The organism is Streptomyces sp. NPDC005878 (genome assembly GCF_040629815.1).
In the GTDB taxonomy this organism is placed as follows: domain Bacteria; phylum Actinomycetota; class Actinomycetes; order Streptomycetales; family Streptomycetaceae; genus Streptomyces.
Window position 1 is genome coordinate 229,118 of record NZ_JBEXWK010000003.1, and the last position, 15,534, is coordinate 244,651.

A 15,534-nucleotide genomic window follows, 5' to 3' on the forward strand; every position below is an offset into this window, starting at 1 on the left:
CTGGGGCAGCCCGTGCGTGAATACCTGCTGACGCTCTGCGTCACGGCCGCGGTGACCTACCTGCTGACCGGGCCGGTGCGGAAGTTCGCCATCGCGGCCGGCGCGATGCCCGCGATCCGCGCCCGGGACGTGCACCGCGAACCGACGCCACGGCTCGGCGGCATCGCCATGTTCGGCGGACTCTGCGCGGGCCTGCTCGTCGCCGACCACCTCGACAGCCTCAACGGCGTCTTCGAGCGCTCCAATGAACCGCGCGCGCTGCTCTCCGGCGCCGCGCTGATCTGGATCATCGGCGTCCTGGACGACAAGTTCGAGATCGACGCCCTGATCAAGCTCGGCGGCCAGATGATCGCCGCCGGCGTGATGGTCGTCCAGGGTCTGACGATCCTGTGGCTGCCCATCCCGGGCGTCGGCGCGGTCTCGCTCACCTCCTGGCAGGGCACGCTGCTCACGGTCGCCCTGGTGGTGATCACCATCAACGCGGTGAACTTCGTGGACGGCCTGGACGGCCTGGCCGCCGGCATGGTGTGCATCGCCGCCGCGGCGTTCTTCATGTACGCGTACCGGATCTGGTTCGGGTACGGCATCGAGGCCGCGGCCCCGGCCACCCTCTTCGCCGCCATCCTGATGGGGATGTGCCTGGGCTTCCTGCCGCACAACATGCACCCGGCGCGGATCTTCATGGGCGACTCGGGCTCGATGCTCATCGGGCTCGTCCTCGCCGCCGGCGCGATCTCCATCACCGGGCAGGTCGACCCGGACGCGCTGCGGATGAACCTCAGCCTCAGCGGCAGTGAGCGAGAGGCCACCCACGCGATGCTCCCGGTCTTCATCCCGCTGCTGATGCCGCTGACCATCATCGCCATCCCGATGGCCGACCTGGTGCTCGCGATCGTGCGGCGCACCTGGAAGGGCCAGTCGCCGTTCGCCGCCGACCGCGGGCATCTGCACCACCGGCTCCTGGAGATCGGGCACAGCCACAGCCGCGCGGTGCTGATCATGTACTTCTGGGCGGCGCTGATCGCCTTCGGGACGCTGGCGTACTCGGTGCACTCGGCGTCGATGTGGATCGTCTTCGTGATCGTGGCGCTGAGCGCGGTCGGTCTGGTCCTGCTGCTGCTCCCGCGCTTCACCCCGCGCGCCCCGCGCTGGGCCGAGGCGTTCGTCCCGCCGCGCTACCGCCGCCGCAAGCGGCCCGCCGGGGCCCGGACGGGCGAGGAGGCCGACGGGGTCGATGAGGCGGGTGGGGCCGATGGGGCCGACGGGGGAGCGGACGGCGAGGGCGAGGAGCGCGCGCCGGTCGTCGCGGGCGTCTCCGGCGTCAACGGGGCGACCGCCATCGGCCCCCGTTCGCGCTTCCCCGACCGGCGGAAGACCGGCGCCTCGCGCTGACGAATTGCCGCACCGGATCCCAATACCAGACAAGTTGCCGCCGTTCTTGCACATGCGCGCGCGTTCACTCTCATGTGTGACAGGCAGCACACCACCTTGGTAAAGACCTCATCAAATAGTTTGTGATACCGTTCACGAGACCCGGCAACAGAGCCGAAGGACCGTAGTGCGACGGCCCATTGGCCCGAGGGACCACCTCGGCCGGGGCCTACGCTCGTCCATGACGACACCCTGCCCCCACCAGTAAGCGGAGCTGCCGCCATGCCGTCCAACGACGCCCGCACCCTCCTTCGGACCGCCCTGCCCACCGCTGCCGCCGGCGTGATCGCCGTCGCCGTCAGCGCCGGGGTCGCGGGCGGCAAGGGGGCCGTCGGCGCCGCCATCGCGACGGTCGTGGTCATCGGCTTCATGGGCGTCGGGCTGCTCGTCCTGGAACGCACGGCGAAAAACCTGCCCCACCTGTTCCAGGCCATGGGGCTGATGCTGTACACGGCCCAACTGCTGTTGCTCTTCATCTTCGTCGCGGTCTTCAAGGACACGACGCTGTTCAACCCCAAGGCATTCGCCGCCACACTCGTCGCGCTGACCCTCGTCTGGATCGGCATGCAGGCACGTGCGCACATGAAGGCCAAGATCCTTTACGTCGAGCCGGATTCGGAGGCTCAGAAGCCCCAGAAATCCGGGTCTTCGTCGTGAAAGGTAGGGGCGGAATAAAAGCGAGTTCGAGACCCTGCTATCGTCCGGTGCCAACTGCGGCACTGCGGGCGCGGGCATCTGAGCTGACGCCTGCTCGAACGCGAGGCTTGATGCCCGACCGCCGCCCCATCATCCGTAACACCAGTCCAGTGCCGAACCGCGGCTGTGCGCCGCGCCGACACAACGAGGTTGCCGTACCTATGCGCCACGCTGAAGGAGCCCGCGGTGAGTGCTGACCAGACCCAGCTCGCCTTCGACTGGAACTGCCGCATCCTGTCCGACAACGGCTGTGGCTTTCCGGCTCCGGGCCTGCACTCCTTCCTCTTCAAGCCGCTCTTCACCGTAAACGGCTATGAGTTCAACAAGGTGATGATGCTCGCGCTCATCACCACGGTGCTCATCAGCAGCTTCTTCTGGGCGGCCTTCGGCAAGGCCAAGGTGGTCCCGGGCAAGCTCCAGATGGTCGGCGAGGCCGGCTACGACTTCGTACGCAAGAACATCGTGTACGAGACGCTGGGCAAGCGGGAGGGCGAGAAGTACGTCCCCCTGATGGTCTCGCTGTTCTTCTTCATCTGGATCATGAACATCTGGTCCGTGATCCCGCTGGCGCAGTTCCCGGTGTCCTCGGTCATCGCCTTCCCGATGGTGCTCGCCGCCCTCGTGTGGGTGCTCTGGGTGAGCGTGACCTTCAAGCGTCACGGCTTCGTCGGCGGCCTGAAGAACATCACCGGGTACGACAAGTCGCTCGGCGGCGTGCTGCCGCTCGTCATGGTCATCGAGTTCCTCTCGAACCTGTTCGTCCGGCCGTTCACCCACGCGGTGCGACTGTTCGCCAACATGTTCGCCGGTCACCTCATGCTGGTCATGTTCACGGTCGCCTCCTGGTACCTGATGAACAGCTACATGATCCCGGCCGCCGGTGTCTCGTTCGTCATGACCATCGTCATGATCCTCTTCGAGCTTTTCGTGCAGGCCGTCCAGGCGTACGTCTTCGTGCTGCTGGCCTGCTCGTACCTCCAGGGCGCTCTGGCCGAGCACCACTGAGTCCTGGCCCGCCCCGCAAACCCCCAGTCGTCCGGTGGCCAACCCCCACCGGTCCATGAAAGAGAAGGAAGAACTGGCATGTCCCAGATCCTCGCTGCCTCCGAAGTCACCGGCTCGCTCGGCTCGATCGGCTACGGCCTCGCGGCCATCGGTCCCGGCGTCGGCGTCGGCATCATCTTCGGTAACGGCACCCAGGCCATGGCCCGTCAGCCCGAGGCCGCCGGTCTGATCCGCGCCAACCAGATCCTGGGCTTCGCCTTCTGTGAGGCGCTCGCCCTCATCGGCATCGTTATGCCGTTCGTGTTCGGTAAGTAAGCACCGATTACTGACACGCATCGACGAAAGGCACTGATGTGATCGCCAACCTGGCTGCACTCGCGGCCGAGGAAGAGCAGAACCCGCTCGTACCCGCGGGCCCCGAGCTGCTCGTCGGCGCCATCGCCTTCGCCATCGTCTTCTTCGTCTTCGCCACGAAGCTGCTTCCGCGTATCAACAAGACGCTGGAAGAGCGCCGCGAAGCCATCGAGGGCGGTATCGAGAAGGCCGAGGCCGCGCAGACCGAGGCTCAGAGCGTGCTGGAGCAGTACAAGGCCCAGCTCGCCGAGGCCCGCCACGAGGCCGCCCGCCTGCGCCAGGAGGCGACCGAGCAGGGCACCGCGCTCATCCAGGAGATGAGGGCGGAAGGCCAGCGGCAGCGTGAGGAGATCATCGCTGCCGGACACGCTCAGATCGAGGCCGACCGCAAGGCCGCCGCGCACGCGCTCCGCCAGGACGTCGGCAAGCTCGCCACCGACCTGGCCGGCAAGCTCGTCGGCGAGTCCCTGGAGGACCACGCCCGGCAGAGCCGCACCATCGACCGCTTCCTCGAGGGTCTTGAGGACAGCGCTTCGAAGGCCGAGGCCACGCGATGAACGGAGCGAGCCGCGAGGCACTGGCTGCCGCGCGCGAGCGGCTCGACGCGCTGATGGACCACACGTCCGTCGACGCGGCGAAGCTCGCCGGGGAGCTGGCGGCCGTCACCGCGCTGCTCGACCGCGAGGTGTCGCTGCGTCGGGTCCTCACCGACCCGTCGCAGCCCGCCGAGGCCAAGGCCGAGCTGGCCGGGCGCCTCCTCGCCGGCCAGGTCGGCGGCGAGAGCACCGACCTGGTGAGCGGCATGGTCCGCGCCCGCTGGTCGCGCTCGCGCGACCTGGTGGACGCGCTGGAGGACCTGGCGGACACCGCCGACCTCACCGCGGCCCAGCAGAGGGGCGCGCTGGACGACGTGGAGGACGAGCTGTTCCGGTTCGGCCGGATCGTCACCTCCAACGCCGACCTGCGCTCCGCGCTGACCCACCGCGCCGCCACCGAGTCCGCCAAGGGCGAGCTGCTGCGCAGCCTGCTCGGCGGCAGGGCGAACGCGGCCACCGAGCGGCTCGTCACGCGTCTGGTGACCAAGCCGCGGGGACGTAGCCTGGAAGCGGGACTCGAGTCCCTCTCCAAGCTCGCCGCGGAGCGCCGGCAGCGGATGGTCGCCGTGGTCACCTCGGCGGTGCCGCTGACCGACGTACAGAAGCAGCGCCTCGGCGCCGCTCTGGCGAAGGTGTACGGCCGCCCGATGCACCTGAACCTCGACGTGGACCCGACGGTCCTCGGCGGGATCTCGGTGCGGGTCGGCGACGAGGTCATCGACGGCACCATCGCGCAGCGTCTCGACGAGGCGAGCCGGCGACTGGCCGGCTGACCTGCCTCGGCAGCGTCACCAACAACACAGGCAACACAGCGGCCCGGTTGGGCCGTGCAGAACTTGCAGAAGATTCCTGGGGGTCGCCCCCAGACCCCCTAAGAAGCTTCAGGCCCAACAAGGAGAGCAGGGAACCCAGATGGCGGAGCTCACGATCCGGCCGGAGGAGATCCGGGACGCACTGGAGAACTTCGTCCAGTCGTACCAGCCGGACGCGGCCTCGCGCGAGGAGGTCGGAACGGTCAGCGTTGCCGGCGACGGCATCGCGAAGGTGGAGGGTCTGCCCTCCGCCATGGCGAACGAGCTGCTGAAGTTCGAGGACGGCACCCTCGGTCTCGCCCTCAACCTCGAGGAGCGCGAGATCGGTGCGATCGTCCTCGGCGAATTCAACGGCATCGAGGAGGGTCAGCCGGTGCAGCGCACCGGTGAGGTCCTCTCCGTCGGCGTCGGCGAGGGCTACCTCGGCCGCGTCGTCGACCCGCTCGGCAACCCGATCGACGGTCTCGGCGAGATCGCGACCGAAGGCCGCCGCGCCCTCGAGCTGCAGGCCCCGGGCGTCATGGTCCGCAAGTCGGTGCACGAGCCGATGCAGACCGGCTACAAGGCCGTCGACGCCATGGTGCCGATCGGCCGTGGCCAGCGGCAGCTGATCATCGGCGACCGCCAGACCGGCAAGACCGCGCTGGCCGTCGACACGATCATCAACCAGCGCGACAACTGGCGCTCGGGCGACGTGAACAAGCAGGTCCGCTGCATCTACGTCGCCATCGGCCAGAAGGGCTCGACCATCGCGTCCGTTCGCGGCGCCCTGGAAGAGGCCGGCGCGCTCGAGTACACGACGATCGTCGCCGCCCCGGCGTCCGACCCGGCCGGCTTCAAGTACCTGGCGCCGTACACCGGTTCCGCCATCGGCCAGCACTGGATGTACGCCGGCAAGCACGTCCTGATCATCTTCGACGACCTGTCGAAGCAGGCCGACGCCTACCGCGCCGTGTCGCTGCTGCTGCGCCGCCCGCCGGGCCGCGAGGCCTACCCGGGCGACGTCTTCTACCTGCACTCGCGTCTGCTGGAGCGCTGCGCCAAGCTCTCCGACGACATGGGCGCCGGTTCGATGACCGGTCTGCCGATCGTCGAGACCAAGGCGAACGACGTGTCGGCGTTCATCCCGACCAACGTCATCTCCATCACCGACGGCCAGTGCTTCCTGGAGTCCGACCTGTTCAACGCCGGCCAGCGCCCGGCCCTGAACGTCGGTATCTCGGTCTCCCGCGTCGGTGGCTCGGCCCAGCACAAGGCCATGAAGCAGGTCTCCGGCCGGCTTCGCGTGGACCTCGCCCAGTACCGCGAGCTGGAGGCGTTCGCCGCCTTCGGTTCCGACCTGGACGCGGCCTCGAAGGCCTCGCTGGAGCGCGGCAAGCGCATGGTCGAGCTGCTGAAGCAGGGCCAGTACCAGCCGATGCCGGTCGAGGAGCAGGTCGTCTCCGTCTGGGCCGGTACCACCGGCAAGATGGACGACGTCCCGGTCGCCGACATCCGCCGCTTCGAGTCGGAGCTGCTGGAGCACCTGCGCCGCGAGCGCAAGGAGCTCCTCACCTCCATCGCCGAGGGCGGCAAGATGTCGGACGACACCCTCCAGTCGATCGCCGACGCCATCACGGCCTTCAAGCGGCAGTTCGAGACCTCGGACGGCAAGCTCCTGGGCGACGACGCGCCGGCCGTCAACGTCTCCAAGTGACGACGGAAGGGACCTGACTCATGGGAGCGCAGCTCCGGGTCTACAAGCGTCGCATCCGTGCCGTCACGGCGACCAAGAAGATCACCAAGGCGATGGAGATGATCGCCGCCTCGCGCATCGTCAAGGCGCAGCGCAAGGTGGCGGCGTCGATGCCGTACGCGACCGAGCTCACCCGCGCGGTGACGGCGGTGGCGACCGGCTCGAACACCAGCCACGCCCTGACCACCGAGGTCGAGACGCCGACCCGGGCCGCGGTCCTGCTCATCACGAGCGACCGCGGTCTGGCCGGCGGGTACTCCTCGAACGCCATCAAGCAGGCGGAGCGGCTCACCGAGCGGCTGCGCGGCGAGGGCAAGGAGGTCGACGCGTACATCGTCGGCCGCAAGGGTGTGGCGTACTACGGCTTCCGTGAGCGCAAGATCACGGAATCGTGGACCGGTTTCACCGACAGCCCGGCCTACGCGGACGCCAAGCGCGTCGCGGCGCCGCTGATCGAGGCCATCCAGACGGACACGGCCGAGGGTGGCGTCGATGAGCTGCACATCGTCTACACGGAGTTCGTGTCGATGATGACGCAGAACGCGGTCGACGGCCGGATGCTGCCGCTCAGCCTCGACAAGCCCGAGGAGGAGACCGGCGCGAAGGGCGAGATCCTTCCGCTGTTCGACTTCGAGCCGTCGGCGGAGGACGTCCTCGACGCCCTGCTGCCGCGCTACGTCGAGAGCCGTATCTACAACGCACTGCTGCAGTCGGCCGCTTCCGAGCACGCCGCCCGCCGCCGCGCGATGAAGTCGGCGACCGACAACGCCGGGGATCTCATCAAGAGCCTCTCCCGGCTTGCCAACGCGGCCCGCCAGGCCGAAATCACCCAGGAAATCAGCGAGATCGTCGGTGGCGCGAGCGCCATGGCCGACGCGACCGCGGGGAGTGACAAGTAATGACGACCACTGTTGAGACGGCCGCCGCCACGGGCCGCGTCGCCCGGGTCATCGGCCCGGTCGTCGACGTGGAGTTCCCCGTCGACGCGATGCCGGAGATCTACAACGCCCTCAAGGTCCAGGTCGCCGACCCGGCCGAGGACGGCAAGCTCAAGACGCTGACCCTGGAAGTCGCCCAGCACCTGGGTGACGGCCTGGTCCGCACCATCTCGATGCAGCCCACCGACGGTCTGGTCCGCCAGGCCCCGGTGACCGACACGGGCGAGGGCATCACCGTCCCCGTCGGTGACTTCACCAAGGGCAAGGTGTTCAACACCCTGGGCGAGGTGCTGAACTACCCGGAGACCAACGCCGAGGTCACCGAGCGCTGGCCGATCCACCGCAAGGCGCCGTCCTTCGACGAGCTCGAGTCGAAGACCGAGATGTTCGAGACCGGCGTCAAGGTCATCGACCTCCTCACCCCGTACGTCAAGGGTGGAAAGATCGGTCTGTTCGGTGGTGCCGGTGTCGGCAAGACCGTGCTGATCCAGGAAATGATCTACCGCGTCGCCAACAACCACGACGGTGTGTCGGTGTTCGCGGGCGTCGGTGAGCGTACCCGTGAGGGCAACGACCTCATCGAGGAGATGGGCGACTCGGGCGTCATCGACAAGACCGCCCTGGTCTTCGGCCAGATGGACGAGCCCCCGGGCACCCGTCTGCGGGTCGCGCTGGCCGGTCTGACGATGGCGGAGTACTTCCGTGACGTCCAGAAGCAGGACGTCCTCTTCTTCATCGACAACATCTTCCGGTACACCCAGGCGGGTTCCGAGGTGTCGACCCTGCTCGGCCGTATGCCCTCCGCGGTGGGCTACCAGCCGAACCTGGCCGACGAGATGGGTCTCCTCCAGGAGCGCATCACCTCGACCCGTGGTCACTCGATCACCTCGATGCAGGCGATCTACGTCCCCGCGGACGACCTGACCGACCCGGCGCCGGCGACCACCTTCGCCCACCTCGACGCGACGACGGTTCTCTCCCGTCCGATCTCCGAGAAGGGCATCTACCCGGCCGTGGACCCGCTGGACTCGACGTCCCGCATCCTCGACCCGCGGTACATCGCGGCGGACCACTACGCGGCCGCCATGCGTGTCAAGGGGATCCTCCAGAAGTACAAGGACCTCCAGGACATCATCGCGATCCTCGGTATCGACGAGCTGGGCGAGGAGGACAAGCTCGTTGTCCACCGTGCCCGCCGTGTCGAGCGCTTCCTGTCGCAGAACACCCACGTCGCCAAGCAGTTCACCGGCGTGGACGGTTCGGACGTGCCGCTCGACGAGTCGATCACCGCGTTCAACGCGATCTGCGACGGTGAGTACGACCACTTCCCCGAGCAGGCGTTCTTCATGTGCGGTGGCATCGAGGACCTGAAGGCCAACGCCAAGGAGCTCGGCGTCTCCTGACCCGAGCCGGTTTCCGTGACGACGAGGGGGCGGGTGCGTCCCGCCCCCTCGCTCACGCCCACTAGACTTTGACCCAACACCCGGCAGCAACCGCCGGGTGGTGACCCGAGGAGCCCACCTTGGCTGCTGAGCTGCACGTCGAGCTCGTCGCCGCGGACCGCAGTGTCTGGTCCGGCGAGGCCACCCTGGTCGTCGCGCGTACCGCGTCCGGCGACATCGGCGTCATGCCCGGTCACCAGCCGCTCCTCGGAGTGCTGGAGTCCGGCCCGGTGACCATCCGTACGAGCGAGGGCGGCACCGTCGTCGCCGCTGTGCACGGCGGGTTCATCTCGTTCGCGGACAACAAGCTCTCCCTGCTGGCGGAGATCGCGGAGCTCGCGGACGAGATCGATGTCCAGCGCGCCGAGCGTGCGCTGGAGAGCGCCAAGTCGGCCGAGGACGGCGCCGCCGAGCGCCGCGCCGAGGTCCGGCTGCGTACGGTGTCGGTGCGCTAGCACCCCGCCGAGGAGTTTTGCCCTCAGCCGCGGTCACGGGTCTGGAATCTTCCGGACCCGGCCGCGGCTGAGGTCGATGCAGGCACAAGTGACCGGGGCGATCCCCCGGCCCCGAATGGAGCGAGGAGGTCGGTGTAGATGACCCTCGTTCTGCTTGTGGGCGGCCTGGTCGTCGCGCTGGTACTGGTGGGACTCTTCGTCTTCGGTCTGCGCCGGCGGCTGATCCAGCGTTCCGGCGGGACCTTCGACTGCAGTCTGCGCTGGGACGTGCCCGAGGGCGGCGATCCCGGCGGCAAGGGCTGGGTGTACGGAGTCGCGCGGTACAGCGGTGACCGGATCGAGTGGTTCCGGGTCTTCTCCTACGCGCCTCGGCCGCGGCGGCTCCTGGAGCGCTCCGCGATCGAGGTCGTGACCCGGCGCAAGCCGGCGGGGGAGGAGGAGCTGGCGCTCCTGTCCGACGCGATCGTGCTCGGCTGTACGCACCGGGGCGTGCGCCTGGAGCTGGCGATGAGCGAGGACGCGCTGACGGGCTTCCTGGCGTGGCTGGAGGCGGCGCCGCCGGGGCAACGGGTCAACGTGGCGTAGCCGGGGCTTCGCCCCGGACCCCTGTTTCGTTTCGTCCGAGGGCCGTGGTCGGCTGGTCGCGCAGTTCCCCGCGCCCCTCGGGCACCCCCGCTGTGGCAGTCGTTCCGCTGGGGCGGAACGGGTGGGCACAGCGGACCACCGGCCCACGGACAAAGGGGCGACACCGGGGGAGGGGGACGGGCCCTCGCCCCGATGCCGGAGCCGAGGGCTACCTCAGGCCCGAGTCGATCGCCGTCATCAGCTCGCCGCCAGGCGTGTCCCCGCTGAACTCCCAGAAGAACGCCCCCTTGAGGCCCTGGGACTTCACGTACGCCATCTTGCCCGCGATCGTCGATGGCGTGTCGTAGCTCCACCAGTTGGAGCCGCAGTGGGCGTACGCCGTGCCCGCGATCGTGCCCGTCACCGGGCAGGTGTTCTTGAGGATCTTGTAGTCCTCGATGCCCTGCTCGTACGTGCCGGGCGCCGGGCCCGTCGCCGTGCCGCCCGGGGCGTCCTGGGTGACGCCGGTCCAGCCGCGGCCGTAGAACCCGATCCCCAGGTTGAGCTTGCTCGCGGGGACGCCCTTGCCCCGGTACTTCTGGATCGCCGAGTCCGTGTCGAAGCCGGCGATCGGGATGCCGTTGTACGAGGTGAGCGGGGAGTGCGGGGCCGTGGGGCCCTTCGCGTCCCAGGCACCGAAGAAGTCGTACGTCATCACGTTGTACCAGTCGACGTAGCTCGCCGCTCCGGCGTAGTCGGCCTGGTCCATCTTGCCGCCCGCGGAGCCGTCGGCCGTGACCGCCGCCGTCACCAGGTTCGAGGGGCCGAACTTGGCGCGCACCGCGGCCAGCAGGTTCTTCAGCGCGGCCGGGCCGCTGGTGTCGCAGGAGAGCCCGCAGGCGTTGGGGTACTCCCAGTCGATGTCGATGCCGTCGAAGACGTCGGCCCAGCGCGGGTCCTCGACCAGGTTGTAGCAGGAGTTGGCGAAGGCGGTGGGATTGGCCGCCGCCGCGCCGAAGCCGCCCGACCAGGTCCAGCCGCCGAACGACCACAGCACCTTGATGTTCGGATACTTCTTCTTCAGCTCGCGCAGCTGGTTGATGTTGCCCGCGACGGGCTGGTCCCAGGTGTCCGCGGTGCCGTCGACGCTGGAGGAGGCGTCGTACGTCTTCTGGTAGTCGGCGTAGGCGTCACCGATGGCGCACTGGCCGCCCGTGACGTTGCCGAAGGCGTAGTTGATGTGGGTCAGCTTGGCCGCCGAGCCCGAGGTGACGATGTTCTTCACGTGGTAATTGCGCTGGTAGACGCCCCAGTCGGTGAAGTAGCCGAGCTTGACCGCGGAGCCGGGTCCGGGTCCGGGGCCGGGGCCGCCGCCCGTGGTGGTGACGGTGACCGAGCCGGAGGCCGGGCCGGTCCGGTCGGCGGTGTCGCGCGCGGTGACGCTGTACGTGTAGGTCGTCCCGGCGGTCAGGCCCGTGTCGGCGTACGTGGTCCCGGTCACCGTGGCGACCTTCGCGGAGCCCCGGTAGACGTCGTAGTTCTTGACGCCCTTGTCGTCGGTGGCGGCGGTCCACGCCAGGCTCACCGAGGTGTCGGTGACGCCGCTCGCCCTCGGGGTGCCGGGCGCTGACGGGGGGCTGTCGCCCGGCGGGGTCGTACCGCCGTCGCAGGGGCCGCCGTTGAGTTTGCAGCCCGAGGGGGAGCCGGAGCCCGCGCCGTTGAAGCCGAACGTGACGCTGGCGCCGGGCGCGAGCGTGCCGTTGTACGCCTTGTTCTTGGCGGTCCAGTGGTTGGCGTCATGGGTGACGTCCGCGTCCCAGGACGAGGTCACGGACGTACCCGACGGGTAGTCCCACTCCACGGTCCAGGAGTTGAGCGCGGCGGTGCCGGTGTTCTTCACCGTCCACTGGGCGCCGAAGCCGGAGCCCCAGTCCTGGGTCTTGGTGTAGGTGGCGGTCGCGGAGGCGGCGGCCGCGGCGGGGGAGGCGCCGGCCAGGCCGACGAGTGCGGCCAGGGGAAGGGCCAGCGCGGTGAGGGTGGCGGCGGCGCGGGTTCTGAGGCGGGTGCGGGTGCGGATGCGCGTGGGAGTGCTCAAGGAAGCTCCTCGAGTGAGGTCCGACGGGTGTGGGGGTGGGACCTTGCTCCGCCCGGTGAGCGCACGGCCACGGTGTGGGCACGCTCACACAGCAGTGCCGTGAGCGTAGAAAGGTCTGGACCAAGCGTCAAGAGGTCCAGACCAACGGCCGGAAGCCGTCCTCAGAGGCCCAACTCCTGCGCCAGCACCGCCGCCTGGACCCTGCTGCGCAGCTCCAGCTTGCCCAGCAACCGGCTGACGTGCGTCTTCACGGTGGCCTCCGCCATCGTCAGCCGCGCGGCGATCTCCGCGTTCGACAGTCCCTCGCCCAGACACGACAGCACCTCGCTCTCGCGCCGGGTGAGCGTGTCCAGCGCGGCCGGGCGCTCGGCCGGGGGCCGTGCGGAGGTGGGGGCGGCGAACTCCGCGATCAGCCGCCGGGTCACCGCCGGGGCGATCATGCCCTCGCCGCGCGCCACCGTCCGCACCGCCTCGATCAGGTCCCGGGCGTCGGTGTTCTTCAGCAGGAACCCCGCGGCCCCCGCCCGCAGCGCCCCGAACACGTACTCGTCGAGGTCGAACGTCGTCAGCACGAGCACGTCCGCGAGCCGCTCGGCGACCACCTGACGGGTCGCCGACACCCCGTCCAGCCGTGGCATCTGCACGTCCATCAGGACCAGATCGGGCCGCAGCTCCCGGGCGAGGCGCACCGCCTCCTCGCCGTCCGCCGCCTCCCCGGCCACCTCGATGTCCGGGGCGCTGCCCAGGATCAGGACCAGCCCGGCCCGTACCGCCGACTGGTCCTCCGCGACCAGCACCCGGATCGTCATGCTCGCGACTCGCCTTCCCCCAGGGGCAGTTCGGCCCGTACCCGCCAGATCCCACGGCCGTCCGCCGCCGCCTCGGGCCCCGAGGCGAAGGTGCCGCCGAGCAGTATCGCCCGCTCCCGCATCCCCACCAGACCCGCCCCCGACCCGGGCGCCCGCGGCCCCGGACGCCGTCCCTCACCGTACGGGCTGCTCACCTCGACGGTCAGCGCCCGCCCGGTGTGCGCGAGCGAGGCGGTGACCGTGCCGGGGGAGGCGTGCTTGAGGGCGTTGGTCAGCGACTCCTGGACGATCCGGTACGCGGCGAGCTCCACCGGCGCGGGCAGCGCGGCCCCGGCCGGGCGGTCGTCCCGGAGCGTGAAGCCGAGTCCGCTGGAGGCGCCGTTGGTCCGCGCCTGGGCGACCAGCGCGTCCAGCCCGGCCAGCGTCGGCGCGGCGGCGGGCTCGTCGTCGGCGCCGCTGTCGCGCAGCAGCCCGATGAGGCGGCGCATCTCGGCGAGCCCGTCCACGCTGTTCTCCCGGATCACCGTGAGTGCCCGGCGGGTGGTGGCGGGCTCGTCGAGCGAGAGCGCCGCCGTGGAGTGGATGGCGATCGCCGAGAGGTGGCCCGCGACCAGGTCGTGCAGCTCACGGGCCATCCGGGCGCGCTCGGCCACCACCGCCTGCGCGCGGTCCAGCTCGGCGAGCAGCGCGGTCTGCTCGGCCCGCAGGGTGGCCGCCTCCGCCGTGTCGCGGTGGTTGCGCACCAGGGCGCCGGTGGTGGCGGGCGCGAAGCTGACGAGACCGGTGAGGATGCCCAGGAGCAGGGCCTGTGGGGTGCGGAACCAGGCGAGGTAACCGAGGGTCGTGGCCACGGTGACCAGGCCGGTGGTGACCGGGATGCGGCGGGCGGCCGCCGGGGTGCCGTAGAGGACGGCGGCGTAGACGAGGTCCGTGAACATCAGGACCGTCGCCAGGCTGCCCGAGGTGAACTGGTCGCCGACGATCGCGGCCGTACCGCAGAGGAGGGCGGCCTGCGGGCGGGTGCGGCGCATCAGCTCCAGCGCGGCCGTCACCGCCAGCGGCAGCAGCGTCCAGCCCCGGCCGAGCAGTCCGCTGCCCCCGGAGAACAGCCCGAGCGCCCACAGCACGAGGCCGCCCGCCAGCCCGACGGCGGCGATCAGGACGTCGTGGCGGTGCGGGCGGGGGAGGCGGTTCACGTACCCATGAAACACGGGGCCACGGCTGCGGACCTCCCCGCACCGGCGGAACTCCCGCCCCCGTCGGTACACCGAAGGATGCAGTGCCGTTTCCTCACTGCCGACGACGAGCGGGCGCGATCGGGGGCCGACGCTGGAGGAGTGCGGACGAGGAGCCGAGCGAGGAGAACGCCGTGATCGTCACCCTGATCGTCGTCTGCGAGGTGGGCTTCTGGGTGCTGCTCGCCGGCGGTCTGGCGCTGCGCTACGTCGCGAAGATGCCCAGGACCTCGGTGGCGGTGCTGCTCTGCGAACCGCTGCTCGAAGCGCTGCTCCTCGCGGTCACCGTGATCGACCTCAAAAACGGCGCCGAGCCCGACTTCAAGCACGGCCTCGCCGCCGTGTACCTGGGCTTCTCGGTGGCGATGGGCCACGGGCTGGTGAAGCGGTGCGACGCCTGGTTCGCCCACCGCTTCGCGGGTGGCCCGCGCCCCGCGAAGGCACCGGCGGGCGGCACGGCCCGCGCGGTCCACGAGTGGCGGACGGCCGCCCGCTGGACGCTCGCCGCCGTCCTCGCCATCGCCCTGCTCCAGGGCGCGATCTGGTACGTCGGAGGCGGAGGGGACGTGGAGTCCCTGCGGATGTGGCAGCAGCGGATGCTCTGGGTGATCGGCGTCAACCTGGTCATCGCGCTCAGCTACACGCTGTTCCCGAAGAAGGCGGAGCCGGCCCGCTCCCGCCACTGACCCGGCGGCCTCCACCGGAACACCGCCTCCGCGGCGGAGCGCTACCGCTCGCCGCCCGGCACCCACAGCACGTCCCCGGTCTCCACGTTCGCCGTCCTGGCCAGGATGAACAGCAGGTCGGAGAGGCGGTTGAGGTAGGTGGCGGTCAGCGGGTTCATCGTCTCGCCGTGCACCTCCAGGGCCGCCCAGGTGGAGCGCTCGGCGCGGCGCACCACCGTGCAGGCCTGGTGCAACAGCGCGGCGCCCGGGGTGCCGCCCGGCAGGATGAAGCTGCGGAGCTTCTCCAGCCGTTCGTTGAACCGGTCGCAGTCCGCCTCCAGCCGGTCGATGTAGAACTGCTCCACCCGCAGCGGCGGGTACTTCGGATCCTCGACCACGGGCGTGGACAGGTCCGCACCCACGTCGAACAGGTCGTTCTGCACGCGGGTGAGGACCTGGACGACCTCCTCGGCGAGACCGCCGAGCGCGATCGCCGTGCCGAGCACCGCGTTCGCCTCGTTGGCGTCCGCGTACGCCGAGATCCGCAGATCCGTCTTGGGGGTCCGGCTCATGTCGCCCAGGGCCGTGGTGCCCCGGTCGCCGGTGCGGGTGTAGATGCGCGTCAGATTGACCATGGGGTCAGCCTAGTTACGCGGGGGCCCGCCGCCACGCCCGTGTGCCGACCGTCACGGCCCGGTCCGA

Annotated in this window: 16 protein-coding genes; 12 read left to right on the forward strand and 4 right to left on the reverse strand. The window is 70.0% G+C overall.

The window, feature by feature from the left end:
- The 11 genes from ABZ404_RS07350 (at nucleotide 1) to ABZ404_RS07400 (ending at nucleotide 10,049) form a co-directional block, all read left to right on the forward strand.
- A complete protein-coding gene (locus ABZ404_RS07350; protein WP_358833309.1) occupies nucleotides 1-1,392 on the forward strand; it encodes an MraY family glycosyltransferase in 1,392 nt (463 codons plus the stop codon).
- 261 nt (nucleotides 1,393-1,653) lie between these two features.
- Nucleotides 1,654-2,088, forward strand: a complete 435-nt coding sequence (locus ABZ404_RS07355; protein WP_358833304.1) for a hypothetical protein — start codon at nucleotides 1,654-1,656, stop codon at nucleotides 2,086-2,088.
- 273 nt (nucleotides 2,089-2,361) lie between these two features.
- Nucleotides 2,362-3,132: a F0F1 ATP synthase subunit A gene (gene atpB / locus ABZ404_RS07360; RefSeq protein WP_358833308.1), complete on the forward strand. Its 771-nt coding sequence runs from the start codon at nucleotides 2,362-2,364 to the stop codon at nucleotides 3,130-3,132.
- 78 nt (nucleotides 3,133-3,210) lie between these two features.
- A complete protein-coding gene (gene atpE, locus ABZ404_RS07365; RefSeq protein WP_067163944.1) occupies nucleotides 3,211-3,447 on the forward strand; it encodes an ATP synthase F0 subunit C in 237 nt (78 codons plus the stop codon).
- 38 nt (nucleotides 3,448-3,485) lie between these two features.
- On the forward strand, nucleotides 3,486-4,043 hold the full coding sequence (locus ABZ404_RS07370; RefSeq protein ID WP_358833303.1) for a F0F1 ATP synthase subunit B: 558 nt from the start codon (nucleotides 3,486-3,488) through the stop codon (nucleotides 4,041-4,043).
- Nucleotides 4,040-4,855 (forward strand): F0F1 ATP synthase subunit delta, encoded by an 816-nt coding sequence (locus ABZ404_RS07375; RefSeq protein ID WP_358833302.1) that lies wholly within the window; start codon nucleotides 4,040-4,042, stop codon nucleotides 4,853-4,855. The genes ABZ404_RS07370 and ABZ404_RS07375 overlap by 4 nt, the downstream gene beginning before the upstream one ends.
- Before the next feature lie 139 nt (nucleotides 4,856-4,994).
- Nucleotides 4,995-6,590, forward strand: a complete 1,596-nt coding sequence (atpA, locus tag ABZ404_RS07380; protein ID WP_358833301.1) for a F0F1 ATP synthase subunit alpha — start codon at nucleotides 4,995-4,997, stop codon at nucleotides 6,588-6,590.
- Nucleotides 6,591-6,610: 20 nt separating this feature from the next.
- The gene (locus ABZ404_RS07385) at nucleotides 6,611-7,528 is read left to right on the forward strand and encodes a F0F1 ATP synthase subunit gamma (protein ID WP_358833300.1); all 918 of its coding nucleotides are present in this window, start codon (nucleotides 6,611-6,613) and stop codon (nucleotides 7,526-7,528) included.
- Complete coding sequence (gene atpD / locus ABZ404_RS07390) at nucleotides 7,528-8,970, forward strand: F0F1 ATP synthase subunit beta (protein WP_358833299.1); 1,443 nt, start codon at nucleotides 7,528-7,530, stop codon at nucleotides 8,968-8,970. Before ABZ404_RS07385 ends, atpD begins: the two co-directional genes overlap by 1 nt.
- 119 nt (nucleotides 8,971-9,089) lie before the next feature.
- Entirely contained in the window at nucleotides 9,090-9,464 is a 375-nt protein-coding gene (locus ABZ404_RS07395) for a F0F1 ATP synthase subunit epsilon (RefSeq protein WP_358833298.1), read from the forward strand.
- A gap of 138 nt (nucleotides 9,465-9,602) precedes the next feature.
- Nucleotides 9,603-10,049, forward strand: coding sequence for a DUF2550 domain-containing protein (locus tag ABZ404_RS07400; RefSeq protein WP_358833297.1), 447 nt, complete (start codon nucleotides 9,603-9,605; stop codon nucleotides 10,047-10,049).
- A 208-nt stretch (nucleotides 10,050-10,257) separates the two neighbouring features.
- On the opposite strand, the gene ABZ404_RS07405 is transcribed toward ABZ404_RS07400, so the two are convergent.
- The 3 genes from ABZ404_RS07405 to ABZ404_RS07415 all read right to left on the reverse strand — a co-directional run bounded on the left by ABZ404_RS07405 (nucleotide 10,258) and on the right by ABZ404_RS07415 (nucleotide 14,128).
- Nucleotides 10,258-12,105, reverse strand: coding sequence for a glycoside hydrolase family 18 chitinase (locus ABZ404_RS07405; RefSeq protein ID WP_358833307.1), 1,848 nt, complete (start codon nucleotides 12,103-12,105; stop codon nucleotides 10,258-10,260).
- Between the two features lie 179 nt (nucleotides 12,106-12,284).
- Nucleotides 12,285-12,932: a response regulator transcription factor gene (locus tag ABZ404_RS07410; RefSeq protein ID WP_358833296.1), complete on the reverse strand. Its 648-nt coding sequence runs from the start codon at nucleotides 12,930-12,932 to the stop codon at nucleotides 12,285-12,287.
- Nucleotides 12,929-14,128, reverse strand: a complete 1,200-nt coding sequence (locus ABZ404_RS07415; RefSeq protein WP_358833295.1) for a histidine kinase — start codon at nucleotides 14,126-14,128, stop codon at nucleotides 12,929-12,931. Before ABZ404_RS07415 ends, ABZ404_RS07410 begins: the two co-directional genes overlap by 4 nt.
- A 173-nt stretch (nucleotides 14,129-14,301) precedes the next feature.
- On the opposite strand from ABZ404_RS07415, the gene ABZ404_RS07420 reads away from it, so the two are divergent.
- Nucleotides 14,302-14,853, forward strand: a complete 552-nt coding sequence (locus tag ABZ404_RS07420) for a hypothetical protein (protein ID WP_358833294.1) — start codon at nucleotides 14,302-14,304, stop codon at nucleotides 14,851-14,853.
- Nucleotides 14,854-14,894: 41 nt separating this feature from the next.
- On the opposite strand, the gene ABZ404_RS07425 is transcribed toward ABZ404_RS07420, so the two are convergent.
- Nucleotides 14,895-15,467 (reverse strand): cob(I)yrinic acid a,c-diamide adenosyltransferase, encoded by a 573-nt coding sequence (locus tag ABZ404_RS07425; RefSeq protein WP_358833293.1) that lies wholly within the window; start codon nucleotides 15,465-15,467, stop codon nucleotides 14,895-14,897.
- Between the last annotated feature and the right edge of the window lie 67 nt (nucleotides 15,468-15,534).